Here is a 24,601-nt window from a genome sequence, read left to right on the forward strand (position 1 = left end):
GGCATCACCCCGCACAATTACGAATACATCGCCGTAATCGACGCGCTCTCCAGCGAATGGAAATGCACATTAAACCCTACCATCGCGCCGCTCGCCCCTTCGTCGACCTCAATCTTCTCTACATCCAGCGCGTGAACCGTGAAGATATAGCGGTGCGTTTCCCCTTTTGGCGGCGCCGCGCCACCGTAACCGGCTTTCCCAAAATCGGTGCGCGTCTGAATGGCGCCTTCCGGCAGGGCGACCAGGTCGGAGCCGGAACCCTGCGGCAGAACGCGCGTATCGGCGGGCAGGTTGGCCACAACCCAGTGCCACCAGCCGGAGCCGGTTGGCGCATCCGGGTCGTAGCAGGTGACCACAAAGCTTTTGGTGCCCGCTGGCACATCGTCCCATGCCAGGTGCGGAGAGATATTATCTCCCTGATACCCCATCCCGTTGAAGACGTGGCGTTCAGGCAGTTTTTCGCCGTCACGCAGATCTTTACTGATGATTTTCATACGGTTTGCCCTCGTTATTCACTCGTTCAGGAAGTGTAACGCATAGGGTCAAATCGTGAAATGCGCCGGAATGTTAACGGCTTCAACCACCGCGGCGGTTAACGTGCGTAGCTGTTCAGCCGTGATGATATACGGTGGCATCAGGTAGATAAGTTTGCCGAAAGGCCGCACCCAGCCCCCCCGCTCTACAAAGAAGCGCTGCAATGCCGCCATATTCACCGGATGGGTGGTCTCAATCACGCCGATGGCACCCAGCACGCGCACGTCCGCCACGAAATTCGCCCCCGAGGCGGCACTGAGCTCTTCTTTCAGCTGCGCCTCAATCGCCGCAACCTGCGTTTGCCACTCGCCGTTTTGCAGGATCGCGAGACTTTCGTTTGCCACCGCGCAGGCCAGCGGATTGCCCATAAAGGTCGGGCCATGCATAAAGCAGCCCGCTTCGCCATCGCTGATGGTGTCGGCCACCTGGCGGGTAGTGAGGGTGGCGGAGAGCGTCATGGTGCCGCCGGTCAGCGCTTTCCCCAGGCACAGGATATCCGGTGTGATATCCGCATGTTCGCAGGCAAACAGCTTACCCGTGCGGCCAAATCCGGTGGCGATCTCATCGGCAATCAGCAGGATGCCCTCGCGGTCACACATTTTACGAATGCGTTTTAACCACTCGGGATGGTACATGCGCATCCCACCAGCACCCTGAACAATCGGTTCGAGGATCACGGCGGCAATCTCATGACGGTGGGCAGCCATCAGCCGCGCAAAGCCGACCATGTCCATTTCATTCCACTCGCCGTCAAAACGGCTCTGCGGGGCCGGGGCAAACAGGTTTTCCGGCAGGTACCCCTTCCACAGGCTGTGCATGGAGTTATCCGGATCGCACACCGACATCGCGCCAAAGGTATCGCCGTGGTAGCCGTTGCGGAAGGTCAGGAATCGCTGACGGGATTCCCCCCTGGCATGCCAGTACTGCAGCGCCATTTTCATCGCCACTTCCACCGCCACCGAGCCGGAGTCGGCAAGGAACACGCACTCCAGCGCATCGGGCGTCATCGCCACCAGACGACGGCAGAGATCAACCGCCGGTTGATGGGTAATGCCGCCAAACATCACGTGCGACATCTGCTCAATCTGCGCTTTCATCGCGGCATTCAGACGCGGGTGGTTGTACCCGTGAATGGCCGCCCACCAGGATGACATACCGTCAACAAGCGGCTCGCCGCTGGCAAGGTGCAGTTCGCAGCCGTGGGCCGAGGCCACCGGGTAGACCGGAAGCGGGCGGGTCATGGAGGTGTAAGGGTGCCAGATATGCTGCTGGTCGAAGGCGAGATCGTCCTGGGTCATAATCGACTTGTAAACCATTTTGAAAAGTTTTAGGTTTACGAGTATAAACCGAACCGAAAATTAACAAAACCCTTTGGAGAAGCCCCATGGCTCACCACGCACGCTGGACGATGTCGCAAGTCACTGAATTATTCAATAAACCTTTCCTGGAGCTGATGTTCGAAGCCCAACAGGTGCATCGTCAGCACTTCGATCCGCGCCATGTTCAGGTCAGTACGCTGCTGTCGATCAAGACCGGTGCCTGCCCGGAAGATTGCAAATATTGCCCGCAGAGCGCGCGCTATAAAACCGGGCTGGAATCCGAACGTCTGATGGAAGTGGAGCAGGTGCTCGACTCCGCGCGTAAGGCGAAAAACGCGGGCTCTACCCGTTTCTGCATGGGGGCGGCATGGAAAAACCCACACGATCGTGACATGCCGTATCTGGAGCAGATGGTGAAAGGGGTCAAAGAGATGGGGCTGGAAGCCTGTATGACCCTCGGCACGCTGAACGAAGAGCAGGCGCAGCGCCTGTCTGCTGCAGGGCTGGATTATTACAACCACAACCTTGACACCTCACCAGAGTTTTACGGCAACATCATCACCACCCGTACCTATCAGGAGCGTCTGGATACGCTGGACAAAGTGCGCGAAGCGGGCATCAAAGTGTGCTCGGGCGGGATTGTGGGGCTGGGCGAAACGGTGAAAGATCGCGCAGGTCTGCTGCTGCAACTGGCGAACCTGCCGACCCCGCCGGAAAGCGTGCCAATCAACATGCTGGTGAAGGTCAAAGGCACGCCGCTGGCGGATAACGAGGATGTCGATGCGTTTGATTTTATCCGCACCATCGCGGTCGCGCGCATCATGATGCCAACCTCATACGTCCGCCTTTCTGCCGGTCGCGAACAGATGAACGAGCAGACGCAGGCGATGTGCTTTATGGCTGGCGCTAACTCCATCTTCTACGGCTGCAAGCTGCTGACCACGCCGAACCCGGAAGAGGACAAAGACGTCCAGCTGTTCCGCAAGCTGGGGCTGAACCCGCATCAGACCGAGGTGCTGGCGGGAGATAACGAGCAACAGCAGCAGCTGGAGCAGCAGATTTTCAACGCCGATACCGAACAGTTCTACAACGCGGCATCCGTATGACCTGGCAGGCTCGTATTCAATCCGCGCTGGAAGAGCGCCGGGCGCGGGATGCTTTTCGCGTTCGCAGGGTAGTGGAAAACGGTGCAGGCCGTTTTCTGACCCACGCCCGGCGGCAGTACTGTAATTTTTCCAGCAATGATTATCTCGGCCTGAGCCAGCATCCGGCGATTGTCCGCGCCTGGCAGCAGGGAGCGGAACACTACGGCGTGGGCAGCGGCGGTTCGGGGCACGTCAGCGGCTATACAACAGCGCATCAGGGGCTGGAAGAGACGCTTGCCGACTGGCTGGGCTATCCGCGCGCGCTGCTGTTCATCTCCGGCTTTGCCGCCAATCAGGCGGTGATTGCCGCGCTGATGGGCAAGGACGATCGTATCACCGCGGACCGTTTAAGCCACGCCTCTTTGCTGGAGGCGGCGAGTCTCAGCCCGGCACAGCTGCGGCGCTTTGCCCACAACGATGCGCTTTCGCTCGCCACGCTGCTGGATAAACCCTGTGCCGGACAACAGCTGGTGGTGACGGAAGGGGTCTTTAGCATGGATGGCGACAGCGCGCCGCTTCGTGCGCTGTCTGACGTTGCGAAACAGCAAAACGCCTGGCTGCTGGTGGATGATGCCCACGGTATTGGCGTGATGGGTGAGGACGGTCGCGGTAGCGCCAGTCAGCAGGGCGTGAAGCCGGAACTGCTGATCGTCACCTTTGGCAAAGGCGTTGGCGTGAGCGGGGCCGCCGTGCTGTGCAGCGAGTCCGTCGCCGATTATCTGCTGCAGTTCGCCCGACATCTGATTTACAGCACCAGTATGCCGCCTGCGCAGGCGGTGGCGCTCTCTGCCTCGCTGGAGGTGATCCGCGTTGAAGAGGGGGCTGAACGGCGCGCGCGTCTGGCAGAACATATTCAGCGTTTCCGTCAGGGTCTGGATCGGCTTCCTTTCCAAAGCACCGATTCGCAGAGCGCCATCCAGCCCGTTATCGTGGGGGAAAACAACCGTGCGCTCGCGCTGGCACAGACGCTGCGCGAACGGGGAATGTGGGTCACGGCCATCCGTCCGCCCACCGTGCCGCCGGGTACGGCGCGTCTGCGTTTGACGCTGACGGCGGCGCACAAAGCAGAAGATATCGATGCGCTGCTGGAGGCTCTCCATGTCGCCAGTCAATAAACAGGCCATTGCGGCGGCGTTTGGCCGTGCTGCACGCAGTTATTCTCAGCATGATGAGCTTCAGCGTCAGAGCGCTCAGGGGCTGCTTGAGCTACTCGGTGCGCGTCGTTTCCCGTACGTACTGGATGCCGGATGCGGCCCCGGCGGCAACAGCCGCTACTGGCGCGACGCCGGAAGCCACGTCACCGCACTCGATCTCTCTGAGCAGATGCTGGACGAGGCGCGACAGCAACAGGCGGCTGACCGCTATCTGACTGGCGATATTGAGTCGCTTCCGCTGCCGGATGCGCAGTTCGATCTGGTGTGGAGTCACCTGGCGGTACAGTGGTGCAGTAGCCTTTCGCAGGCGTTAAACGAGCTGTATCGCGTGGCGCGTCCGGGCGGAAAGGTGGCCTTTACCACCCTGCTGGAAAGCTCGCTGCCCGAGCTGAATCAGGCATGGAAAGCGGTAGACGAACAGCCGCACGCCAACCGCTTTTTAGCGTATGACCAGGTGACGGACGCGCTGACGGGCTGGCGCTATCAAAGCCAGGTGCAGACCATCACGCTGAACTTTAGCGATGCGTTCAGCGCCATGCGCTCGCTGAAGGGCATTGGCGCTACGCATCTGCATGCCGGGCGCGAGAGAAAACCGCTCACGCGCGGGCAGTTGCAGCGCCTGGAGCTGGCCTGGCCGCAGCGGCGGGGCACTTTCCCGCTCTCTTATCAACTCTTTCATGGGATTATCGAACGTGACTGAACGTTATTTTGTCACTGGAACGGATACCGAAGTGGGTAAAACGGTGGCCAGTTCCGCGCTGTTGCAGGCGGCTCGTCTGCAGGGCAAAACCACCGCCGGGTACAAGCCCGTCGCCTCCGGAAGTGAGATGACGGCACAGGGGTTACGCAACACCGACGCGCTGGCGCTGCAGCGTAACAGCACGCTGCCGCTGGACTATGCGGCGGTGAATCCTTATACCTTTGCCGAGCCGACGTCGCCGCACATTATCAGCGCCGACGAAGGCCGCCCCATCGCGTTTTCCGTGCTCTCGGACGGCCTGCGCGCACTGGAACGCCAGGCTAACTGGGTACTGGTGGAAGGCGCAGGGGGCTGGTTTACGCCGCTGTCGGACGAACTGACGTTTGCGGACTGGGTCCAGCGCGAGCAGCTTCCGGTGATCCTCGTGGTCGGGGTGAAGCTCGGCTGTATCAACCACGCCATGTTAACGGCACAGGCCGTTCAGCAGGCCGGGCTGCGTCTGGCGGGCTGGATAGCCAACGACGTGGTCGCACCCGGTAAGCGTCATCAGGAGTATCTGGCCACGCTCAGGCGAGTGCTTCCTGCGCCGTTCCTTGGGGAGATCCCATGGCTTGCGGACGGTGCTGAGCACGCCGACACCGGACATTACCTCGACCTCAGTGCCTTGCTTCCCGCGACATCCAGTGGGCAATAAGCTCGTCATCCAGCTCGGTAACGTGGCCCTGGGCCACGTTACGCCCGCGATACAACATACAGAAGCGATCCACTACCCGGCGGATAAACGACAGTTGCTGCTCGGCTAATAACACCGTCATCCCCAGCTCACGATTAAGCCTCGCCAGCAGATGGCCCAGCTTCTGAGCAAAGCTGTACCCTGCGCCCTGCAGTGGCTCATCCAGAATCAATACCCGCGGTCGGTTGACCAGCGCGTTAGCCAGCGCCAGCTGATACTGATCGTCCGGGGAGAGCCCGTTCGCCCGAATCTGTCGCAGCGCCCACAGCTGCGGGAACAGGTCATAGACATCGCTTTTTGCGCGTGTGTCCGTTGCCCCTGTCGCCCGCATGGCGATGTGCAAGTTTTCCTCAATGGTCAGTTGCGAAAAAATCCGTCGGTCCTGTGGCACGTAGCCAATCCCCGGCAGCGCGCGTTGATCCGGTGCCTGACGCAGTAAATCACAGGGTGGGGCACCGGCTTCGTGCCAGACGATGGTTCCGCTCTGCACCGGTAACGCGCCGGTGATGCAGTTGATGAGGGTGGTTTTTCCCATGCCGGGCAGGCCAATCACCCCTGTGCATAAGCCCTGCGGTAAATCCAAATCGACATTCCATAGCGTATGTTGGTTTCCGTAAAACTGATTGACTGCACGCAGACTCAACATCTTTCTCTCCTTAAAAATGTATGTGGGTGAGGCTCGTTAATGAAGCTGCAAATCTCCTGCCAGAACCGTTGAACTGATTAAAAAAGAGACTTTTTTAGGATAATGCCGTCGCAAAACGACCGATCGATAAGCGGATTGCACTGTCTCAGTGCCAGAACTGTTAGCGGTGGTGCAGGGACTGAAATGGCTGAATTGTGAGCAAGATCTCATTGGTTGGTTATGTATAACGCAACGGTTGATTGGCAAAAATTAGCGATAAAAATTTTTTGTCACCGCCTCGTGGGAAAAACCGGGAATTTGCTGAGCGGCAGTCTGTATGGGCTGGACGCAGTTATCCACTATTCCTGTGGATAACCATGTGCATTAGAGTTAGAAAACACGCGATAAGCGAGAGAAGACGCGGGTTACGCCCAAATTGACGCGAAACGCGGCTCTGGAAAATATCCTTTAAGATTTAACTGGTTAGATAAAATCAATTGCCGTCATAAAAGTGTCACCGGTTGCCATAAAACTACCATTACCTGGCTTGACAAATGTTAAAAATGAAAATGTTCTGGGGATAACCGGGTAGGGCTGGTGTTTTATGTCGTCTCAGTCGAAATTTTGACCGGGAATACGCTAATCCTTCGGGTGCTATGCTAAATATCGTGACACGCTACTGGTTTTACATCCAGTGTTTTTTACTGGCATTCCTGGCCACAACGAGTAAAATTACTCACCTGCCGCTTTTTACATCACCAGGTTGTCGCCGATGAGTAAACCGTTCAAACTGAATTCTGCTTTCCGTCCTTCTGGCGACCAGCCTGAGGCGATCCGTCGTCTTGAAGAGGGGCTGGAAGATGGGCTGGCACACCAGACGCTGCTGGGGGTGACCGGTTCGGGTAAAACCTTCACCATCGCCAACGTCATTGCGGATCTGCAACGCCCCACCATGGTGCTGGCGCCCAACAAAACGCTGGCGGCGCAGCTGTATGGCGAGATGAAAGAGTTCTTCCCGGAGAATGCCGTCGAGTATTTCGTCTCGTATTACGATTACTACCAGCCAGAAGCCTATGTGCCGAGCTCTGACACCTTCATCGAGAAAGATGCCTCGGTGAACGAACACATTGAGCAGATGCGTCTCTCGGCGACGAAGGCGCTGCTGGAACGTCGTGATGTGGTGGTGGTCGCGTCGGTGTCTGCCATCTACGGTCTGGGCGACCCGGATCTTTACCTCAAGATGATGCTGCACCTGACGCAGGGGATGATCATCGATCAGCGTGCGATTTTGCGCCGACTGGCGGAGTTGCAGTACACCCGTAACGACCAGGCGTTCCAGCGCGGTACGTTCCGCGTACGCGGCGAGGTTATCGACATCTTCCCGGCGGAATCGGACGACATTGCCCTGCGCGTTGAGCTGTTTGACGAAGAGGTGGAACGCCTGTCGCTGTTCGACCCGCTCACCGGCCACGTCGAGTCCGTTATTCAGCGTTACACCATCTACCCGAAAACGCACTACGTAACGCCACGCGAGCGTATTGTGCAGGCGATGGAAGAGATCAAAGAGGAGCTGGCGGAACGCCGTAAGGTGTTGCTGGCGAACAATAAGCTGCTGGAAGAGCAACGCCTGAGCCAGCGTACCCAGTTCGATCTGGAGATGATGAACGAGCTGGGCTACTGCTCCGGCATCGAAAACTACTCCCGTTTCCTCTCTGGCCGTGGGCCGGGCGAGCCGCCGCCGACGTTGTTTGACTACCTTCCGGCGGACGGGTTACTGGTGATCGACGAATCCCACGTCACGATCCCGCAGATCGGCGGGATGTATCGCGGTGACCGCGCGCGTAAAGAGACGCTGGTGGAATACGGCTTCCGCCTGCCGTCGGCGCTGGACAACCGTCCGATGAAGTTTGAAGAGTTTGAAGCGCTGGCACCGCAAACCATTTACGTTTCGGCGACGCCGGGCAACTACGAGCTGGAGAAATCGGGCGATGAGGTGGTTGACCAGGTGGTTCGTCCGACAGGGCTGCTGGATCCGGTGATCGAAGTCCGTCCGGTTGCGACTCAGGTGGACGATCTGCTCTCCGAGATCCGCGCCCGTTCGGCAATCAACGAGCGCGTGCTGGTCACCACGTTGACCAAACGTATGGCGGAAGACCTGACCGAATATCTGGAAGAACACGGCGAGAAGGTGCGTTATCTGCACTCGGATATCGATACCGTGGAGCGTATGGAAATTATCCGCGACCTGCGTCTGGGCGAGTTTGACGTGCTGGTGGGGATCAACCTGTTGCGAGAGGGTCTGGATATGCCGGAAGTCTCGCTGGTGGCAATCCTCGACGCTGACAAAGAGGGCTTCCTGCGTTCTGAGCGCTCGCTGATCCAGACCATTGGCCGCGCCGCGCGTAACGTCAACGGTAAAGCGATTCTCTACGGCGATAAAATCACCCCGTCGATGGCGAAAGCGATTGGCGAAACGGAACGCCGTCGCGAGAAACAGCAGCGCTACAACGAAGAGCATGGCATTACGCCGCAGGGTCTGAACAAGAAGGTGGTGGATATTCTGGCGCTGGGTCAGAACATTGCGAAGACCAAAGCGAAAGGACGCGGCAAGGCGCGTTCCGTGGTGGAGGAAGATACCGTCGCGCTGACGCCGAAAGCGCTGCAGCAGAAAATCCACGAGCTGGAAGCGCAGATGATGCAGCACGCCCAGAACCTGGAGTTCGAAGAGGCAGCGCAAATTCGCGACCAGCTGCATCAGCTGCGGGATCTTTTCATCGCCGCATCTTAGGTAAAGCAGCGTGTTTTCGCCCTCTCCCGGTGGGAGAGGGCCAGGATGAGGGCATCAGGCCGCACAAAACGAGCCTAACCCAACTCCTGAATCGCCTTCTCCAGCGCGTCACGCAACAAGTGACGGTCATGACGGTATTTGATATCGCTGGCCTCCAGCGGCTCCTGCACCACCACGCGATCGCCAATACCCGTTACATCCACTTTCGGCCCGACCACAACACCGTCGATGATTTTTTTACCGACGTACTGCTCCATCAGCTCCAGTTTATCCGCCAGCGACAGGCTGGCCGCTGCCGGACTCAATTCGCGGCCTAAATTACCGATGTACACCATCGGGGCGGGCGTTCTGCGCAGAGCCTGCGCCAGCTCTTTCACCAGTAAAATCGGCATCAGGCTGGTGTAAAAACTGCCCGGGCCAATCAGGATCAAATCCGCCTCGGCGATGGCCTCAACTGCTTCGCGCGTGGCGGGAACGGCCGGGTAAGTCATCAGCTCTTTCGGCGGCAGCGTAAGCTGATCAATATTTACTTCGCCGTACACTTCATGGCCTTCCACGTCGATGGCCATCAAATCGACCGGTTGTTCAGACATCGGGATCAGGAACGCATCCACTTTGAGCAGATTGCGGATGAGATTGATCGCTTCCAGCGGGCGCACGCTCAGGTGATCCAGCGCTTTAAGCATCAAATTTCCAAGGTTATGCCCGGAAAGTTCCCCGTTACCGCCAAAACGGTACTCAAACATCGCCGAGGCGACGCTCGGTTCGGTAATTAACTGGTTCAGGCAGTTACGCATATCGCCCCAGGCAATGCCGCCTTCTGCGCGTCGGATCCGCCCCGTCGATCCGCCGTTATCCGTTGTTGTTACTATCCCTGTCAGTCTTGAGCCAAGGGATGACAAAGAGGACATCACCCGGCCCAGACCATGGCCTCCACCTAGTGCCACCACCCGGTCAAGATCCGCAAAAGTGCGATTGCGCATACATATTCCTTATCACGTTCGATCTGCGTAACAGTAACCTAACTACCCCTAAAAGACGATGCTTCAGCCAGGGCAAAATGACGTATATCAATGCGAATCTGCTGTTTTGGCGTATTCTGTAACAAAAATGCACGATCAGGTCGCTATATACATGTTTATATAGCGTTAGGCGGTAATGGCGAAAGGGTGATTTACGCGCTACTATCGCCATAACCACGTTTTCAAATTTGAAAACATACACTCTAGCCCTGGTGCCTGTGTCGAAAGATATGGCGCCCTGGCCGTGGCAACTATGCCACCAGGGTACAGAAAGAAATGACTGTGCCTCCCGTATCTGGAAAGGTGTACATGGCTTCACAACTTACTGATGCTTTCGCGCGTAAGTTTTACTACTTACGTCTGTCGATTACCGATGTGTGCAACTTCCGTTGCACCTACTGTCTGCCCGACGGCTACAAACCGGGCAGCGTCACCAATAACGGCTTTCTCTCCGTGGATGAAGTTCGCCGCGTTACGCGCGCGTTCTCGGCACTCGGCACGGAAAAAGTGCGTCTGACCGGCGGAGAACCTTCGCTGCGCCGTGACTTCCCCGACATTATTGCCGCCGTGCGTGAAAACGAACGCATCCGTCAGATTGCGGTGACCACCAATGGCTACCGCATGGCGCGCGATGTCGCAACCTGGCGTGATGCGGGCTTAACGGCCATTAACGTCAGCGTGGACAGCCTGGATGCCCGTCAGTTTCATGCCATTACCGGCCAGGATAAATTCCAGCAGGTGATGGACGGTATTGATGCTGCGTTTACCGCCGGGTTCGATAAGGTCAAAGTCAACACCGTGCTGATGCGTGATGTAAACCATCATCAGCTGGACACCTTCCTGGCGTGGATCAAATCCCGCCCCATTCAACTGCGGTTTATTGAACTCATGGAGACGGGCGAGGGCAGCGAGCTGTTCCGCCGCCACCATATCTCCGGCATGGTGTTGCGCGATGAGCTGCTTAAACGCGGCTGGATCCACCAGATCCGCCAGCGCAGCGACGGCCCGGCGCAGGTCTTTTGTCACCCGGATTACGAAGGGGAGATTGGACTTATCATGCCTTACGAGAAAGATTTCTGCGCCAGCTGTAACCGCCTGCGCGTCTCCTCGGTGGGCAAACTGCATCTGTGTCTGTTCGGGGATGGCGGCGTCAACCTTCGCGATCTGCTGGAAGACGATGCGCAACAGGCCGCGCTGGAAGCGCGTATTTCTGAGGCGCTGACGCATAAAAAACAGACCCACTTCCTGCATCAGGGCAACACCGGCATTACTCAGAACCTGTCATACATTGGCGGGTAATCAGGCTTAAGAAGGAACCAGAAGATGAGTCAGGTCAGCGCGGAATTTATCCCGACACGTATTGCCATCCTTACCGTTTCCGACCGTCGTGGCGAAGAGGATGACACCTCCGGCCACTGGCTGCGCGAAGCCGCCCATGACGCCGGGCATAAGATCGTTGATAAAGCGATCGTCAAAGAGAACCGCTATGCCATACGCGCGCAGGTCTCCCAGTGGATTGCCAGCGATGAGGTGCAGGTGGTGTTGATCACCGGCGGCACCGGTTTTACCGCAGGCGACCAGGCGCCAGAGGCGCTTATCCCGCTGTTTGACCGCGAGGTAGAAGGCTTCGGCGAAGTGTTCCGCATGCTGTCGTTTGAAGAGATAGGTACCTCGACGCTGCAGTCACGTGCGGTGGCGGGCATGGCGAACAACACCCTGATATTCGCCATGCCGGGCTCGACCAAAGCCTGCCGCACCGCGTGGGACAACATTATCGCCCCGCAGCTGGATGCCCGTACCCGTCCGTGTAATTTTCATCCCCATTTAAAGAAATAAGCTATGTCGCAACTGACCCACATTAACGCCGCTGGCGAAGCGCATATGGTGGACGTTTCCGCCAAGGCCGAAACGGTCCGCGAGGCGCGTGCCGAAGCGTTCGTTACCATGCTGCCAGGCACCCTGGCGATGATTATCGACGGCAGCCACCATAAGGGTGATGTCTTTGCCACTGCCCGCATCGCCGGGATCCAGGCGGCGAAACGCACCTGGGACTTAATTCCGCTCTGCCACCCGCTGATGCTCAGCAAGGTGGAGGTCAATCTTCAGGCCCAGCCAGAGCACAACCGCGTGCGCATCGAATCGCTGTGTCGTTTAACCGGTAAAACGGGCGTGGAGATGGAAGCGCTGACGGCGGCGTCCGTTGCCGCGCTGACTATCTACGATATGTGCAAAGCGGTGCAGAAAGATATGGTGATTGGCCCGGTTCGTCTGCTGGCGAAAAGCGGCGGCAAATCCGGTGATTTTAAGGTGGACAGCCATGATTAAGGTGCTCTTTTTTGCCCAGGTGCGTGAACTGGTGAATACCGACAGCCTGACGCTGGAAGCGACGTTTAAAGACGTTGCCGCACTGCGTGCGCATCTGGCGGCGCAAAGCGACCGCTGGGCGCTGGCGCTGGATGAAGGGAAGCTGCTGGCCGCCGTCAACCAGACGCTGGTGGAGTTTACCCATCCGCTGGCGGCAGGTGATGAAGTGGCCTTCTTCCCACCGGTGACGGGGGGTTAAGATGGCTGATACGCGAATTCTGGTTAGCCCTGAGCGCTTTAACGTCGGTACGGAATATCACTGGCTGGCAGAGCGCGATGAAGACGGTGCTGTTGTGACCTTCACCGGTAAAGTGCGTAACCACAACCTTGGCGACAGCGTAAAAGCGCTGACGCTGGAACACTATCCGGGCATGACCGAAAAATCTCTGGCTGCGATCGTCGAAGAGGCGCGAGACCGCTGGCCGCTCGGGCGTGTGACCGTTATCCACCGCATCGGTGAGATGTGGCCGGGCGAGGAGATCGTTTTCGTGGGGGTGACCAGCGCCCATCGCGGCAGCGCGTTTGCCGCCGGGGAGTTCATCATGGATTACCTGAAAACCAAAGCCCCGTTCTGGAAACGTGAAGCGACGCCGGAGGGAGAGCGCTGGGTTGAATCGCGCGACAGCGACAAACAGGCCGCCAGCCGTTGGTAACAGGTTTATGTGGATGTGTTAGTCTTAACGTGTGTGTCTACTTAATCAGGAGTGAATCATGGACCGATTTCCGCGTTCCGATTCGATAGTACAGCAGACCCGTAGTGGCCTGCAGACGTATATGGCTCAGGTTTATGGCTGGATGACGGTGGGATTACTGCTCACAGCGTTTATTGCGATGTTTGCAGCGAATACCCCTGAGGTAATGATGTTTATTATCTCTAACAGAATTGTTTTCTTCGGGTTAATCATTGCGCAACTGGCACTGGTGTTTGTGCTCTCCGGTCTGGTACAGAAGCTGAGTGCCGGGATGGCGACCACCCTGTTTATGCTCTATTCGGCACTGACGGGGCTGACGCTTTCCAGCATTTTCATCGTCTATACCTACTCTTCTATTGCCAGCACCTTTGTGGTCACCGGCGGGATGTTTGGTGTGATGAGCCTGTACGGTTACACCACCAAACGTGACCTCAGCGGTCTTGGCAACATGCTGTTCATGGGGCTGATCGGGATTGTGCTGGCGTCGCTGGTAAACCTGTGGCTGAAGAGCGACGCGCTGATGTGGGCGGTGACCTATATCGGGGTGGTGATTTTCGTTGGCTTAACCGCCTACGACACCCAGAAGCTGAAAAACATCGGCGAGCAGATTGACGTGCGTGACAGTTCCAACCTGCGGAAATACTCAATTCTGGGTGCCCTGACGCTGTATCTGGACTTCATCAACCTGTTCCTGATGCTGCTGCGTATTTTCGGCAACCGTCGTTAAATACTGCCCCTCACCCTAACGGTGCGGTTTTTCTCCCTCTCCCTGTGGGAGAGGGCCGGGGTGAGGGCATCAGACCGCTGCGCCTATTTTGCCATCGCCTTCTCGTTCTTCGCTCTCAGCTTCTTCGCCCGGCTCTCAAGCACCAGATAACAGACCGTGGCCAGCGCCAGCGGCAGGAAGTAATAGAGCATGCGGTAGGCGAGCAGGGCGGCGATAATCGTTCCATGAGAAACATGTTCTCCGGCAAGCAGGGCGATAAATACCGCTTCCAGCACCCCAATCCCGGCCGGAATATGTACGATCACCCCGGCAATACTGCTCACCAGCAGCACCCCCAGCACGAAGAAATAATTCACATCTTCGCCAATGAGCAGCCAGATAATTGCCCCCATCGCCATCCAGTTGGCGCTGGAAACCGCCATCTGCAGCACGGCAAATTTCCATGAAGGTAACACCAGCTTTTGCCCTTTGATGGTCATATGGCGGCGTCTGGCAAAGGCGCAGGCCCAGAGATACAGGGCGATAATGAGCAGGAGCGCGAAACCTAAAATCCGCAGCGTGGCTTCATCGATATACCAGTGTGCGGGCAACTGCACCACGCCGATGGTAAAGATCACCCCACCCAGCAGAATATAACCCAGCCAGTTGGTGGTAATGCTCAGCGAAAATATACGCGTGATGGTCCCACCGGGCAGTCCCAGGCGCGAGTACAGGCGATAGCGCATGCCAATCCCCCCGACCCAGGTGCTGAGCGTCAGGTTAAAGGCGTAGCAGATAAACGACACCAGCATGACCTGGCGTTTTGCCAGCTTGTGGCCGCAGTAGGCGCGGCCCAGCAGGTCATAGCAGCCGTACATCAGATAGCTCACAATCACCAGCCCAACCGCTCCCAGCAGCACCATCCGGTTGTAGTTGCGGATGACTTTCCACACCTCTTCCCAGTCCACCTTTTGCGCGTAAACCACCAGCAGCACCGCAACGGCAATAAAAAACAGCCAGGTCAGGATCTTTTTCGCCATTCGCCAGCGTGGATGCGATTTAGACATCAGGTTTTCCCTCCATCTTCCGCCTCAATGCGGTCCTGCGTTTCCATCTCGGGTTGAACAGGCGGATCCACCAGCGCAAGTTTTGGGGTATGCGCCGGCAGCCAGCCCACCATCGCCGGGAAATGGCGCAGGAAGTGGAACACCACTACGCTGATCCCCAGATTCCACCAGGTGCGTTTTGGCACCATGGACTCGTCCACGCGCACGCAGTCGTTGACGATCAGCCCCTGCAGGTTATCCCGCAGGGTCTGGTTAAACTGACGATCGTGAATGATCAGGTTCGCTTCCAGGTTAAGCGACAGGCTCAGCGGATCGAGGTTACTGGAGCCGACGGTCGCCCAGTGATCGTCCATCAGCGCGACTTTGCCGTGCAGCGGTCGGCGACGGTATTCGTAGATTTGCACTCCGCCTTTGAGCAGGTAGTTATAGAGCAGCCGCGCGCCGACTTTGACGATGGGCATATCCGGCTCGCCCTGCACAATCAGCTTCACGCGGACGCCGCGTCGGGCAGCACTGCGCATGGCGTGCAGCAGCCGGTAGCCCGGGAAGAAGTAGGCGTTGGCGATGATCACTTCGCGTTTGGCATTCGCCAGCATTTTCAGGTAGTGGCGCTCAATATCGTCCCGGTGCTCGCCATTATCCCGCCAGACGAACAGCGCCTGCGCTTCGCCGGGCTTCCGGTTCTCTTCCGGGCGATGACGGCGCTTCCACCAGCGTCGGGCGGCCTCTTTGCCGGGTAAGTTTTCCAGTTCAAACAGCAAAATGTCCTGAACCACAGGCCCTTCGATGCGGATGGCGTAATCCTGCTTGGCCTCCGGGCCGTAGTCAGACATATGCTCGGCGGAGTAGTTAATGCCACCGACAAACGCCACCGTCTCATCAACGACGACGATTTTGCGGTGCATCCGGCGAAAGAGATTGGTACGCATGCCGAACAGGCGAGGGCCGGGATCGTAGTAGCGGAACACAACGCCTGCAGCAGTGAGCTCATTCACGAACGCATCGCTAAGATCGGGCGAGCCATAGCCATCCAGCAGCGCTTCAATTTTGACGCCGCGCTGGGCGGCGCGCAGCAGCACGCTGTGCAACTGTTTGCCCACATCATCTTCAAACCAGATAAAGGTCTCGAGGATCACTTTATGCTGCGCGTGGTCTATCGCATCAAAAACGGCGGGGTAATATTCGTCCCCGTTGACCAGCAGCGTGATCCGGTTGCCTTCCTGCCAGGTACATTTCATAAGTGGATCTCCGCGCTCAGCGGGGCATGGTCGGAAAGGTGGCGCCAGTTAAGCAACGCCAGCGCGGTCGGGCTGCTGGCATGGGCGTTTTTCACATAAATGCGGTCAAGCCTCAGCAACGGGAAGCGCACCGGAAACGTGCGCGCAGGTCTGCCGTGCGCGCGGGTGAAAATCTCCTCCAGCCCGGCCTCCACCTTCAGAGGGTGGTTAGCCCGCTGCCGCCAGTCGTTAAAATCTCCGGCAATGACCACTGGCTCTCCTTCGGGCAGGGCATTAGTCCACTCGGCCAGCATCTGCAGCTGTGCCTGGCGATGCGCTTCCCGCAGACCGAGATGCACACAGCCAACGTGCACCGGAAAATCGAGATCCGGCGGGGTGATACGGCAATACAGCAGCCCACGCTTTTCGCTTTCGCCGACGGAGACGTCCCGGTTCTCGTAATGTTCAATGGGATAACGCGACAGCACCGCATTTCCGTGATGCCCTTCAGGATAGACCGCATTGCGGCCGTAAGCGTAATCACTCCACATGGTGTCGGCCAGAAATTCGTAGTGGGGCGTGTCGGGCCAGTTTTCGAAGTGCATCGGATGGACCTCGTGCGCGCCCATCACTTCCTGCAGGCAGACAATGTCCGCGCTGACGGTGCGAACCGCGTCGCGCAGCTCCGGTAAAATGAAGCGGCGATTAAATGCTGTGAAGCCTTTATGAATGTTTATCGTCAGCACTTTAAGCGAGAAATGCTGCATTTTTTTGGTCATAAGCTCCTTCCTGAGTGACTATCCCAATGAAAATAAAGTGTAGTCGTCGTCACAAAAAGATGCGGTGTTACGGAATTTTCCGTAAAGTGCGGTAGTCTGATTAAGCAGAGAAAAATCCTTCAGGAGAGAAGCCATGAAGTGGCAACAACGTGTTCGTGTCGCAACGGGTCTAAGTTGCTGGCAGATAATGTTGCATTTACTGGTCGTGGCCGTACTGGTGATGGGCTGGATGAGCGGCACGCTGGTGCGTGTTGGCCTAGGACTATGCGTCCTCTATGGCGTCACCGTGCTGTCGATGTTGTTCCTGCAGCGCCATCATGAAGCGCGCTGGCGCGAGGTGGGTGATGTGCTCGAAGAGCTCACCACCACCTGGTACTTTGGTGCCGCAATGATTGTGCTGTGGCTGCTGTCCCGTGTGCTGCAAAACAACCTGCTGCTGGCGCTGGCCGGTCTGGCCATTCTTGCAGGGCCTGCGGTGGTCTCTTTGCTGGCCAAAGAGAAAAAGCTACGCAATGTTGCGTCTAAACATCGCGTACGCCACTGAACCCGTCGTGGCCGCTATGACCAGTAGCGGCCACAAACTTCCCCAGATAATATCCAGACTCGCATCCTTCAGATAAATTTGCTTGGTGATATCCGTAAAGTGACGAATCGGGTTTATCCACGTCAGATCCTGTAACCACACCGGCATATTCTCAACCGGCGAAACATACCCGGAGAGCAGGATGGCCGGCATCATAAAGACAAACACGCCAATAAACGCCTGCTGCTGCGTGGAGCAGAGCGCGGAAATCAGCAGGCCAAACCCGACCAGCGACAGCCCGTAGATCACCATCGTGAAGTAGAACAGCGCCAGCGACCCGGCGAACGGGATCTGGTAGGCCCAGATCCCCACACCCAGCACGATGGTGGCCTGGAACGTGGCAACAATCAGGGCGGGAACTGCTTTACCGACGAAGATTTGCCAGGTCGCCAGCGGGGAGACCAGCAGCTGATCGAGCGTACCTTGCTCGCGTTCGCGGGCGACGGACAGGGAGGTGACGATCATCACCCCAATGGTGGTGATCATGGCGATCAGCGACGGCACCACAAACCATTTGTAGTCGAGGTTTGGGTTGTACCAGTTACGTACCACCAGCTCGCTGTTGTTGGGCTTCGGTTTCCCCTCCATCAACTCCTGCTGATAATCCTTCACCACCTGTTGCAGATAATTCGCGGCAATCTGCGCGCTGTTGGAGTTACGCCCGTCGAGGATCAACTGCATGGGCGCGGGCTGGAAGGTGTCCAGATTACGGGAAAAATCAGCCGGAAAACGCACCAGCAGCAGCGCTTTCTGGGTATCGATGGTGGGCTGGATCGCCTGTGGGCTTTTCAGCAGCAGGATATGGGTAAAAGCCTTCGCCCGGGCAAAGCGCTGGGTCAGCTCGACGGAATGTTTACCGTTGTCTTCGTTGTAAATCGCGATGGTGGCGTTGGTCACCTCAAGCGTGGCGGCAAAAGGGAACAGAAACACCTGGATGAGCACCGGCAACACCAGAATGGCGCGGGTTTGCGGCTCGCGCAGCAGCGATTGCAGCTCTTTGCGTATTAACGTCCATAAACGGTGAAACATGTTCGCTCCTTAATCCAGACGCCGTTTGGTTTTCATCCACGTCAGCCCAATAAACATCGCCGCCGACGCCAGCAAAAACAGGGTATTGATAATCAGCACTACCGGAATATTCCCCGCCAGGAACAGGCTTTGCAGCGTGCTGACGAAATAGCGCGCCGGAATTATGTAGGTCACGGCACGGATCACCGCGGGCATGCTGTCTATCTGGAAGATAAACCCGGACAGCATAATCGACGGTAAAAAGGCGGCGTTCAGCGCCACCTGCGCGGCGTTAAACTGGTTGCGGGTGACGGTGGAGATGAGCAGCCCCATGCCCAACGTGCTCAGCAGGAACAGGCTGGTAATGAAAAAGAGCAGCACCAGTGAGCCGCGGTACGGCACCCCGAGGATAAACACCGAGACCAGCATACAGAGCAGCATCGCCAGCATGCCGAGGAAGTAGTAGGGGATAAGCTTACAGAGCAGCAGCTCAAGGCGCGTCACTTCGGTTGAAAGCAGCGCCTCCATGGTGCCGCGCTCCCACTCGCGGGCAATCACCAGCGAGGTCAGGATTGCGCCAATCACCGTCATAATGATGGTGACCGCACCCGGGATAATAAAATGCTGGCTGATGGCGGCAGGGTTAAACCAGTAGCGCATCTGTACGTCGATCAGCGGGTCGAACGTTTCGCCCCGGTCTTCGGCGCGCTGCATCTGCCAGAGCTGCCAGATCCCCTCCACGTAGCCCTGGACAAAGTTGGCGGTATTCGGCTCGCTGCCGTCAGTGATCACCTGGATCGGTGCAGCGGTATCTGCCCGCGCCATGTTGGCGGCGAAATCGACCGGGATCACCACCAGACCGCGGATCTTCCCGGCCTGCATCTTCTGAATCAACTCCTGCCGGTTGTCGCTGATGGTGGCGTCAATGTAGGGCGAGCCGGTCATGGCGTGGGTGAAGTCCAGAGCCTCTTCGCTCTGCTGCTCCAGTAAAATGCCAACCCGCAGTTTGCTGGAGTCGAGGTTGATCCCGTAGCCGAAGATAAACAGCAGCAGAAGCGGGATAACCACCGCAATCAGCCAGCTGCTGGGGTCACGCACGATCTGACGCGTCTCTTTGATGCACAGCGCGCGCACCCGGCGCCAGGAAATCGCCTTATTGCGCATCGGCATTCTCCTTATCCCAGTCGTGGATGAGGGTGATAAAGGCCTGCTCCATGGTCGGGTCCGGTACCTCGTTGTCTGCGGCCTGGGCTTTCAGGTCATCCGGCGTGCCGTGGGCAATCAGCTTGCCGCGATAGACCAGCCCGATGCGGTCGCAATACTCCGCCTCGTCCATAAAGTGGGTGGTTACCATCACCGTTACCCCTTTCTCCACCATGCTGTTGATGTGCAGCCAGAACTCGCGGCGGGTAAGGGGATCAACACCTGACGTGGGTTCATCCAGAAACAGAATATCGGGCTCGTGCATCAGCGAACAGGCCAGCGCCAGCCGCTGTTTGAAGCCAAGGGGCAGCTCATCCGTGGCGTGGGAAGCGATAGCTGTCAGGCCAAACGCCTCGCTCATGCGGTGGATTTTCTCGTCCTGGGCGCGCCCTCGCAGGCCGTAAACGCCGGAGAAAAAGCGCAGGTTCTGCTCGACCGTCAGATTGCCGTACAGCGAGAACTTCTGCGCCATATACCCCAGATGCTGACGCGCCTTGCCGGAGCTGACTTTCAAATCCATATCCAGTACCAGCGCTTTGCCGGACGTAGGCACCAGCAGGCCACACATCATCTTAAAGGTGGTGGATTTCCCCGCGCCGTTTGGCCCGAGCAGGCCAAAAATTTCACCGCGCTTCACCGCGAAATTGACGTTATCGGTGGCGGCGAAATCACCGAATTTTTTGGTCAGGGATTTGGCTTCGATCACCGTCTCACCCGGCGTACCTTCCACCGTGTGCAGGATCGCCCCGAGCGGCGATTCCGAAGTACCCGCTCCGCCCAGCAGATCGATAAACGCGTCCTCAAAGCGGGGAGCCGTCTCTTCCATCTCAATGTCAGGCATGCCCGGCGCGTGACGAATATCCGCTTCGGTCGCCTCTTTGGTCAGGATCACGCGCACCGAACGGCCCTGAATCATCCCGTCGCTGACCTGGGGCAGCTTCAGCACCCGTTGCAGCAGTTTGCGGTTCGACTCCTGCGGGCTGTGCATCAGGAAACTGCGTCCGGCCATGCTTTGGGTCAGCTTCGTCGGTTCTCCCTGATAAAGCAGCTCGCCTTCGTTCATCAGCAGCACATCGCGACACTGCTCGGCTTCATCCAGATAGGAGGTGCTCCAGAGGATCAGCATTCCGTCACCGGCCAGCTCGTGCACCATCTGCCACAATTCGCGGCGTGAAATGGGGTCCACGCCCACGCCGGGCTCATCCAGCAGCAGCACTTTCGGCTCGCCGACCAGCGTACAGGCCAGCCCCAGCTTTTGCTTCATCCCGCCGGAGAGCTTACCCGCCAGACGATCGGTGAAGGGACCGAGGGAGGTGAAGGACAGCAGACGGGCGAAAGTCTGCTGGCGGGTTTCACCGGTCACGCTGCGCAGATCGGCGTACAGATTAAGGTTCTCCATCACCGTCAGGTCTTCATAGAGACCAAACTTCTGCGGCATATAGCCGAGCATGGCGTGGAGTGCACCGTCATCTTTAATCGGATCGAGCCCGAGCACGCTGGCCGCCCCTTCATCGGGCTTAAGCAGGCCTGCCAGCATCCGCATCAACGTGGTTTTGCCTGCGCCGTCCGGGCCAACCAGCCCGGTTACATAGCCTTTCTGGATGGTACAGTTCAGCGGCGCGACGGCCGGTTTTTCCATGCCCGCGAAGCGTTTGACCAGATTGTCGAGCCGGATAACCGCGTCATTCATGTCGTTCCCCGCTGTTCACTTTTACGGTGACTGGCATGCCCTGGCGCAACGCGTCGTCCGCATCGGTGACGATGATGCGCAGGCGATACACCAGGTCGGTACGCAGATCCGGCGTTTCCACCGTTTTTGGCGTGAACTCAGCGGTGGGCGAAACAAAGCCCACTTTGCCGTGATATGGCTTATCGGGACGACCGTCGGTATAGAGCAACAGTTCGCGACCCGGCTGCATCTGGCCGAGGTTTGGTTCATCAATGTAGGCGCGCACCCATACCGGACGGGTGAGCGACAGGGTTAAAACGGTGCTTCCGGCGTTGAGCATGCTGCCGGGCTCCACGGCGCGGGTCATCAGCGTGCCGTCAGACGGTGCCACCAGCGTGGTGTCATGCAGATCGAGTTCCGCCTGGGCCAGCTGGGCCTGCGCCTGTTCAAGGCTGGCTTTGGCCTGGGCGATATCCTGCGGGCGGTTACCGGTGTGGTACTGACTCAGTTTGTCCTGTGCGGATTTCAGCGTTGCCTGAGCCTGATCGCGTGATGAACGGGCGTTTTCCAGATCGTTGGCCGAAATAGTGCGGCTTTTCCACAGCCCCTGCTGGCGGGCATAGAAATTCTGCGCATAGTCATAGGCTGCCTGCGCCTGTTTGACTGCGGCAGCAGCCTGGGCAATCTCTTCGTCACGATAACCGGCCAGCATCAGATCATATTGCGCCTGGGCGACGGAAACCCCGGCTTTTGCCTGCATTAACGCGTTCTCGTAGGGCGCTTTATCAAGCATCCCCAGCGTCTGCCCGGTTTTGATGGTGTCGCCCTCATCCACGTTAAGCGACGCCAGCCGCCCCCCGACGCGGAAGCTCATGTTCACGGTGCGAATATCAACGTTACCGTACAGCGTCAGGCCGCGATCCTGATGGCTTTTATACCACAGCCAGCCACCGACGCCTGCGGCAAGCAAAACAACAACCACCAGAATGATGGCGACAGGTTTTTTCATGACTTCAGGCTCCTTTGCGTTAAGCCTTGCAGGATCAGATCCAGATGACAGGTGATAACCTGGCTAATCTGCGCGGCTTTATCCTCATCAAATTGTGTCCAGCCGGTGCGTAACAGAATCGTTTCTCGCCCCAGACGGAAGGCCAGAATCTCACCCAGCAGGGCGTGGGTATGCAAAATCGTAGCGGTATCGTTGGCGTCTTGCCCGGTATAGGCCGCAATCAGCCGGGTCAGGTGCGTGTGCATCGGGGCAATCACCTGGTCATGCACCAGCTGGTAGGCGGCAGTGGGGAAGAGCTGTTCACGGGAGATAAATCGACTCAGGTTCAGCGTGTCGTCGTGCGTCAGCAGGCGGATCATGTTGTGGCAGGCGTTGAGGATCAGCTGGCGGATAGCGTTACGATTGGGCGACGGCTGGCTGAGCAGCGCGGTGGCTTCCTCCACGTGCGGGTGAAACTGCGTGCCAATAAAATCGGCGATCCACTGGGCACAGGCGAGGTATAAATCCTCTTTTGAGCCAAAATAGTAGGGGATAGCCGCAATGTTTTGCCCGGCCTGCGCCGCGATATCCCGGGTGGTGGCGTGCAAGCCATACTCACCAAACTGCGCCAGCGCGGCAGCAATAAGCTGGCTTTTAGCCTGTTCGCCTTTAGAAGTTGTCGGGGTTGTATTCATAGCGGCATTAAAAATTAATCAATCGATTGATTAAGATTATGCCTGATTAGCGAAATCGTCGAGGGAAGGTGGAGGGATATTTTATGCGCCACGTCACAAAAGCTGCTACACTCCGCCCCTTCGCGACATTGTGGTTTTTGTCCTCCTAATTGTTATATCTCCCTGAAAACTACACCTGTGATGGTCGGGGCGGTTCGGAGTTTTTATGTCTTTTGATTCCCTTGGCCTGAACCCGGAAATTCTGCGCGCGATCGCAGAGCAGGGCTACGTTGAGCCAACCCCAATCCAGCAGCAGGCGATCCCTGCCGTTCTGCAGGGCCGTGACCTGATGGCCAGTGCCCAGACCGGGACCGGTAAAACTGCAGGCTTCACCCTGCCACTGTTAGAGCTGCTGGTAAAAAATCAGCCGCACGCGAAGGGGCGTCGCCCGGTTCGTGCGCTGATCCTCACCCCAACCCGCGAGCTGGCGGCGCAGATTGGCGAGAACGTGCGTGATTACAGCCGCTATCTCAACATTCGTTCGCTGGTGGTTTTCGGCGGTGTGAGCATTAACCCACAGATGATGAAACTGCGCGGCGGCGTGGACGTGCTGGTGGCAACGCCGGGCCGTCTGCTGGATCTGGAACATCAGAACGCCGTGAAGCTAGATAACGTCGAAATTCTGGTGCTGGACGAAGCCGACCGCATGCTCGACATGGGCTTTATCCACGATATTCGCCGCGTGCTGGCTAAGCTCCCGCCGCGCCGTCAGAACCTGCTGTTCTCCGCGACCTTCTCCGACGAGATCAAAGCGCTGGCTGAAAAGTTGCTGCATAACCCGCTTGAAGTTGAAGTGGCGCGTCGCAACACCGCCTCTGAGCAGGTGACCCAGCACGTGCACTTCGTTGATAAAAAGCGTAAGCGGGAACTGCTCTCCCAGATGATTGGTCAGGGTAACTGGCAGCAGGTGCTGGTCTTTACCCGTACCAAGCACGGTGCAAACCACCTGGCGGAACAGCTGAACAAAGACGGTATTCGCAGTGCGGCTATCCACGGTAACAAGAGCCAGGGGGCGCGTACCCGTGCGCTGGCGGACTTTAAATCCGGTGATATCCGCGTGCTGGTGGCCACCGACATCGCTGCCCGTGGTCTGGACATTGAAGAGCTGCCGCACGTGGTGAACTACGAGCTGCCAAACGTGCCGGAAGACTATGTTCACCGTATCGGCCGTACCGGTCGTGCGGCGGCCACTGGCGAAGCGCTCTCGCTGGTCTGCGTGGATGAACACAAACTGCTGCGCGATATCGAACGTCTGCTGAAGAAAGAGATCCCGCGTATTGAAACGCCGGGATACGAAGTGGATCCGTCCATTAAAGCGGAGCCAATTCAGAATGGTCGCCAGCAGCGTGGCGGCGGTGGACGCGGTCAGGGCGGCGGCCGTGGTCAGCAGCAGCCACGCCGTGCCGAAGGCGGCGCGCCGAAGTCGGGCAATAAACCGCCTCGCCGCGACGGCGAAGGGAAACCGGCAGGAGAAGGGCAGCGCCGTCGCCGTCCGCGTAAACCGGCTAACCCACAGTAATCTGGAAGCCCGGCCGTAAAGCCGGGCTTTTCTTTTTGCGGCGACGAAAATA

General features: G+C 57.9%; 25 protein-coding genes and 1 riboswitch. Of the genes, 13 read left to right on the forward strand and 12 right to left on the reverse strand.

Annotated elements, in window-relative coordinates:
• Window positions 1–17: 17 nt before the first annotated feature.
• A complete protein-coding gene (locus AC2FAK_RS15055; RefSeq protein ID WP_013097504.1) occupies window positions 18–494 on the reverse strand; it encodes a kinase inhibitor in 477 nt (158 codons plus the stop codon).
• Window positions 495–542: 48 nt separating this feature from the next.
• Window positions 543–1,850 (reverse strand): adenosylmethionine--8-amino-7-oxononanoate transaminase, encoded by a 1,308-nt coding sequence (gene bioA / locus AC2FAK_RS15060; protein WP_095454615.1) that lies wholly within the window; start codon window positions 1,848–1,850, stop codon window positions 543–545.
• Window positions 1,851–1,918: 68 nt separating this feature from the next.
• On the opposite strand from bioA, the gene bioB reads away from it, so the two are divergent.
• The 4 genes from bioB to bioD are packed head-to-tail and all read left to right on the forward strand — an operon-like array spanning window position 1,919 to window position 5,546.
• Entirely contained in the window at window positions 1,919–2,959 is a 1,041-nt protein-coding gene (bioB, locus tag AC2FAK_RS15065; RefSeq protein ID WP_014831141.1) for a biotin synthase BioB, read from the forward strand.
• Window positions 2,956–4,113: an 8-amino-7-oxononanoate synthase gene (gene bioF / locus AC2FAK_RS15070; protein ID WP_058680907.1), complete on the forward strand. Its 1,158-nt coding sequence runs from the start codon at window positions 2,956–2,958 to the stop codon at window positions 4,111–4,113. Before bioB ends, bioF begins: the two co-directional genes overlap by 4 nt.
• Complete coding sequence (bioC, locus tag AC2FAK_RS15075; RefSeq protein ID WP_058680906.1) at window positions 4,097–4,852, forward strand: malonyl-ACP O-methyltransferase BioC; 756 nt, start codon at window positions 4,097–4,099, stop codon at window positions 4,850–4,852. Before bioF ends, bioC begins: the two co-directional genes overlap by 17 nt.
• Window positions 4,845–5,546 (forward strand): dethiobiotin synthase, encoded by a 702-nt coding sequence (bioD, locus tag AC2FAK_RS15080; protein ID WP_072203627.1) that lies wholly within the window; start codon window positions 4,845–4,847, stop codon window positions 5,544–5,546. Before bioC ends, bioD begins: the two co-directional genes overlap by 8 nt.
• On the opposite strand, the gene AC2FAK_RS15085 is transcribed toward bioD, so the two are convergent.
• On the reverse strand, window positions 5,509–6,231 hold the full coding sequence (locus AC2FAK_RS15085) for an ABC transporter ATP-binding protein (RefSeq protein WP_013097498.1): 723 nt from the start codon (window positions 6,229–6,231) through the stop codon (window positions 5,509–5,511). The genes bioD and AC2FAK_RS15085 overlap by 38 nt on opposite strands.
• A gap of 751 nt (window positions 6,232–6,982) precedes the next feature.
• On the opposite strand from AC2FAK_RS15085, the gene uvrB reads away from it, so the two are divergent.
• Entirely contained in the window at window positions 6,983–8,998 is a 2,016-nt protein-coding gene (gene uvrB, locus AC2FAK_RS15090; protein ID WP_013097496.1) for an excinuclease ABC subunit UvrB, read from the forward strand.
• 74 nt (window positions 8,999–9,072) lie between these two features.
• Here uvrB and yvcK read toward each other — a convergent pair whose 3' ends face one another.
• Window positions 9,073–9,981, reverse strand: a complete 909-nt coding sequence (yvcK, locus tag AC2FAK_RS15095) for a uridine diphosphate-N-acetylglucosamine-binding protein YvcK (protein WP_013097495.1) — start codon at window positions 9,979–9,981, stop codon at window positions 9,073–9,075.
• Between the two features lie 226 nt (window positions 9,982–10,207).
• A riboswitch (molybdenum cofactor riboswitch) is annotated at window positions 10,208–10,342 on the forward strand.
• On the opposite strand from yvcK, the gene moaA reads away from it, so the two are divergent.
• The 6 genes from moaA (at window position 10,330) to AC2FAK_RS15125 (ending at window position 13,803) form a co-directional block, all read left to right on the forward strand.
• Window positions 10,330–11,319, forward strand: coding sequence for a GTP 3',8-cyclase MoaA (moaA, locus tag AC2FAK_RS15100; RefSeq protein WP_058680904.1), 990 nt, complete (start codon window positions 10,330–10,332; stop codon window positions 11,317–11,319). Its footprint overlaps the riboswitch before it by 13 nt.
• A 24-nt stretch (window positions 11,320–11,343) precedes the next feature.
• Complete coding sequence (gene moaB / locus AC2FAK_RS15105; RefSeq protein ID WP_013097493.1) at window positions 11,344–11,856, forward strand: molybdenum cofactor biosynthesis protein B; 513 nt, start codon at window positions 11,344–11,346, stop codon at window positions 11,854–11,856.
• A gap of 3 nt (window positions 11,857–11,859) precedes the next feature.
• Window positions 11,860–12,345, forward strand: a complete 486-nt coding sequence (gene moaC, locus AC2FAK_RS15110) for a cyclic pyranopterin monophosphate synthase MoaC (protein WP_020684982.1) — start codon at window positions 11,860–11,862, stop codon at window positions 12,343–12,345.
• Window positions 12,338–12,583 (forward strand): molybdopterin synthase sulfur carrier subunit, encoded by a 246-nt coding sequence (gene moaD, locus AC2FAK_RS15115; RefSeq protein WP_013097491.1) that lies wholly within the window; start codon window positions 12,338–12,340, stop codon window positions 12,581–12,583. Before moaC ends, moaD begins: the two co-directional genes overlap by 8 nt.
• Before the next feature lies 1 nt (window position 12,584).
• Window positions 12,585–13,037 carry a molybdopterin synthase catalytic subunit MoaE gene (gene moaE / locus AC2FAK_RS15120; protein WP_058660634.1) on the forward strand — a complete coding sequence of 151 codons (453 nt, stop codon included), beginning with the start codon at window positions 12,585–12,587 and terminating at the stop codon, window positions 13,035–13,037.
• Window positions 13,038–13,095: 58 nt separating this feature from the next.
• Window positions 13,096–13,803 (forward strand): Bax inhibitor-1/YccA family protein, encoded by a 708-nt coding sequence (locus AC2FAK_RS15125; RefSeq protein ID WP_095452891.1) that lies wholly within the window; start codon window positions 13,096–13,098, stop codon window positions 13,801–13,803.
• A gap of 83 nt (window positions 13,804–13,886) precedes the next feature.
• On the opposite strand, the gene AC2FAK_RS15130 is transcribed toward AC2FAK_RS15125, so the two are convergent.
• Genes AC2FAK_RS15130 through AC2FAK_RS15140 form a run of 3 tightly spaced genes read right to left on the reverse strand, consistent with a single transcriptional unit; the run spans window position 13,887 to window position 16,845 of the window.
• Window positions 13,887–14,849, reverse strand: a complete 963-nt coding sequence (locus tag AC2FAK_RS15130) for a lysylphosphatidylglycerol synthase domain-containing protein (protein ID WP_013097488.1) — start codon at window positions 14,847–14,849, stop codon at window positions 13,887–13,889.
• On the reverse strand, window positions 14,849–16,087 hold the full coding sequence (gene clsB, locus AC2FAK_RS15135) for a cardiolipin synthase ClsB (protein WP_020684983.1): 1,239 nt from the start codon (window positions 16,085–16,087) through the stop codon (window positions 14,849–14,851). Before clsB ends, AC2FAK_RS15130 begins: the two co-directional genes overlap by 1 nt.
• Window positions 16,084–16,845, reverse strand: coding sequence for an endonuclease/exonuclease/phosphatase family protein (locus AC2FAK_RS15140; RefSeq protein ID WP_058683717.1), 762 nt, complete (start codon window positions 16,843–16,845; stop codon window positions 16,084–16,086). Before AC2FAK_RS15140 ends, clsB begins: the two co-directional genes overlap by 4 nt.
• Before the next feature lie 133 nt (window positions 16,846–16,978).
• Here AC2FAK_RS15140 and AC2FAK_RS15145 point away from each other — a divergent pair, with 133 nt between their 5' ends.
• Window positions 16,979–17,389, forward strand: a complete 411-nt coding sequence (locus tag AC2FAK_RS15145) for a YbhQ family protein (RefSeq protein WP_014831155.1) — start codon at window positions 16,979–16,981, stop codon at window positions 17,387–17,389.
• Here the strand turns inward: AC2FAK_RS15145 and AC2FAK_RS15150 are convergent.
• Genes AC2FAK_RS15150 through cecR form a run of 5 tightly spaced genes read right to left on the reverse strand, consistent with a single transcriptional unit; the run spans window position 17,351 to window position 22,991 of the window.
• The gene (locus AC2FAK_RS15150; RefSeq protein ID WP_014831156.1) at window positions 17,351–18,457 is read right to left on the reverse strand and encodes an ABC transporter permease; all 1,107 of its coding nucleotides are present in this window, start codon (window positions 18,455–18,457) and stop codon (window positions 17,351–17,353) included. The two genes, AC2FAK_RS15145 and AC2FAK_RS15150, sit on opposite strands and share 39 nt — an antisense overlap.
• 9 nt (window positions 18,458–18,466) lie before the next feature.
• Window positions 18,467–19,600: an ABC transporter permease gene (locus AC2FAK_RS15155; protein WP_058680901.1), complete on the reverse strand. Its 1,134-nt coding sequence runs from the start codon at window positions 19,598–19,600 to the stop codon at window positions 18,467–18,469.
• Window positions 19,590–21,329, reverse strand: coding sequence for an ATP-binding cassette domain-containing protein (locus tag AC2FAK_RS15160; protein WP_058680900.1), 1,740 nt, complete (start codon window positions 21,327–21,329; stop codon window positions 19,590–19,592). The genes AC2FAK_RS15155 and AC2FAK_RS15160 overlap by 11 nt, the downstream gene beginning before the upstream one ends.
• Entirely contained in the window at window positions 21,322–22,317 is a 996-nt protein-coding gene (hlyD, locus tag AC2FAK_RS15165) for a secretion protein HlyD (protein WP_038984989.1), read from the reverse strand. Before hlyD ends, AC2FAK_RS15160 begins: the two co-directional genes overlap by 8 nt.
• On the reverse strand, window positions 22,314–22,991 hold the full coding sequence (cecR, locus tag AC2FAK_RS15170) for a transcriptional regulator CecR (protein ID WP_058680899.1): 678 nt from the start codon (window positions 22,989–22,991) through the stop codon (window positions 22,314–22,316). Before cecR ends, hlyD begins: the two co-directional genes overlap by 4 nt.
• 205 nt (window positions 22,992–23,196) lie before the next feature.
• Between cecR and rhlE the strand changes: the two genes are divergently transcribed.
• Window positions 23,197–24,549, forward strand: a complete 1,353-nt coding sequence (gene rhlE / locus AC2FAK_RS15175; protein ID WP_038418948.1) for an ATP-dependent RNA helicase RhlE — start codon at window positions 23,197–23,199, stop codon at window positions 24,547–24,549.
• The last annotated feature ends 52 nt before the right edge of the window (window positions 24,550–24,601 follow it).

Source organism: Enterobacter cloacae complex sp. 394F7, from assembly GCF_057320385.1.

Bases quoted from the DNA above. Each gene is read 5' to 3' on its own strand.
- AC2FAK_RS15055 (WP_013097504.1), bottom strand. From the start codon at position 494: ATGAAAATCATCAGTAAAGATCTGCGTGACGGCGAAAAACTGCCTGAA.
- bioA (WP_095454615.1), bottom strand. From the start codon at position 1,850: ATGGTTTACAAGTCGATTATGACCCAGGACGATCTCGCCTTCGACCAG.
- bioB (WP_014831141.1), top strand. From the start codon at position 1,919: ATGGCTCACCACGCACGCTGGACGATGTCGCAAGTCACTGAATTATTC.
- bioF (WP_058680907.1), top strand. From the start codon at position 2,956: ATGACCTGGCAGGCTCGTATTCAATCCGCGCTGGAAGAGCGCCGGGCG.
- bioC (WP_058680906.1), top strand. From the start codon at position 4,097: ATGTCGCCAGTCAATAAACAGGCCATTGCGGCGGCGTTTGGCCGTGCT.
- AC2FAK_RS15085 (WP_013097498.1), bottom strand. From the start codon at position 6,231: ATGTTGAGTCTGCGTGCAGTCAATCAGTTTTACGGAAACCAACATACG.
- uvrB (WP_013097496.1), top strand. From the start codon at position 6,983: ATGAGTAAACCGTTCAAACTGAATTCTGCTTTCCGTCCTTCTGGCGAC.
- yvcK (WP_013097495.1), bottom strand. From the start codon at position 9,981: ATGCGCAATCGCACTTTTGCGGATCTTGACCGGGTGGTGGCACTAGGT.
- moaA (WP_058680904.1), top strand. From the start codon at position 10,330: ATGGCTTCACAACTTACTGATGCTTTCGCGCGTAAGTTTTACTACTTA.
- moaB (WP_013097493.1), top strand. From the start codon at position 11,344: ATGAGTCAGGTCAGCGCGGAATTTATCCCGACACGTATTGCCATCCTT.
- moaC (WP_020684982.1), top strand. From the start codon at position 11,860: ATGTCGCAACTGACCCACATTAACGCCGCTGGCGAAGCGCATATGGTG.
- moaD (WP_013097491.1), top strand. From the start codon at position 12,338: ATGATTAAGGTGCTCTTTTTTGCCCAGGTGCGTGAACTGGTGAATACC.
- moaE (WP_058660634.1), top strand. From the start codon at position 12,585: ATGGCTGATACGCGAATTCTGGTTAGCCCTGAGCGCTTTAACGTCGGT.
- AC2FAK_RS15125 (WP_095452891.1), top strand. From the start codon at position 13,096: ATGGACCGATTTCCGCGTTCCGATTCGATAGTACAGCAGACCCGTAGT.
- AC2FAK_RS15130 (WP_013097488.1), bottom strand. From the start codon at position 14,849: ATGTCTAAATCGCATCCACGCTGGCGAATGGCGAAAAAGATCCTGACC.
- clsB (WP_020684983.1), bottom strand. From the start codon at position 16,087: ATGAAATGTACCTGGCAGGAAGGCAACCGGATCACGCTGCTGGTCAAC.
- AC2FAK_RS15140 (WP_058683717.1), bottom strand. From the start codon at position 16,845: ATGACCAAAAAAATGCAGCATTTCTCGCTTAAAGTGCTGACGATAAAC.
- AC2FAK_RS15145 (WP_014831155.1), top strand. From the start codon at position 16,979: ATGAAGTGGCAACAACGTGTTCGTGTCGCAACGGGTCTAAGTTGCTGG.
- AC2FAK_RS15150 (WP_014831156.1), bottom strand. From the start codon at position 18,457: ATGTTTCACCGTTTATGGACGTTAATACGCAAAGAGCTGCAATCGCTG.
- AC2FAK_RS15155 (WP_058680901.1), bottom strand. From the start codon at position 19,600: ATGCGCAATAAGGCGATTTCCTGGCGCCGGGTGCGCGCGCTGTGCATC.
- AC2FAK_RS15160 (WP_058680900.1), bottom strand. From the start codon at position 21,329: ATGAATGACGCGGTTATCCGGCTCGACAATCTGGTCAAACGCTTCGCG.
- hlyD (WP_038984989.1), bottom strand. From the start codon at position 22,317: ATGAAAAAACCTGTCGCCATCATTCTGGTGGTTGTTGTTTTGCTTGCC.
- cecR (WP_058680899.1), bottom strand. From the start codon at position 22,991: ATGAATACAACCCCGACAACTTCTAAAGGCGAACAGGCTAAAAGCCAG.
- rhlE (WP_038418948.1), top strand. From the start codon at position 23,197: ATGTCTTTTGATTCCCTTGGCCTGAACCCGGAAATTCTGCGCGCGATC.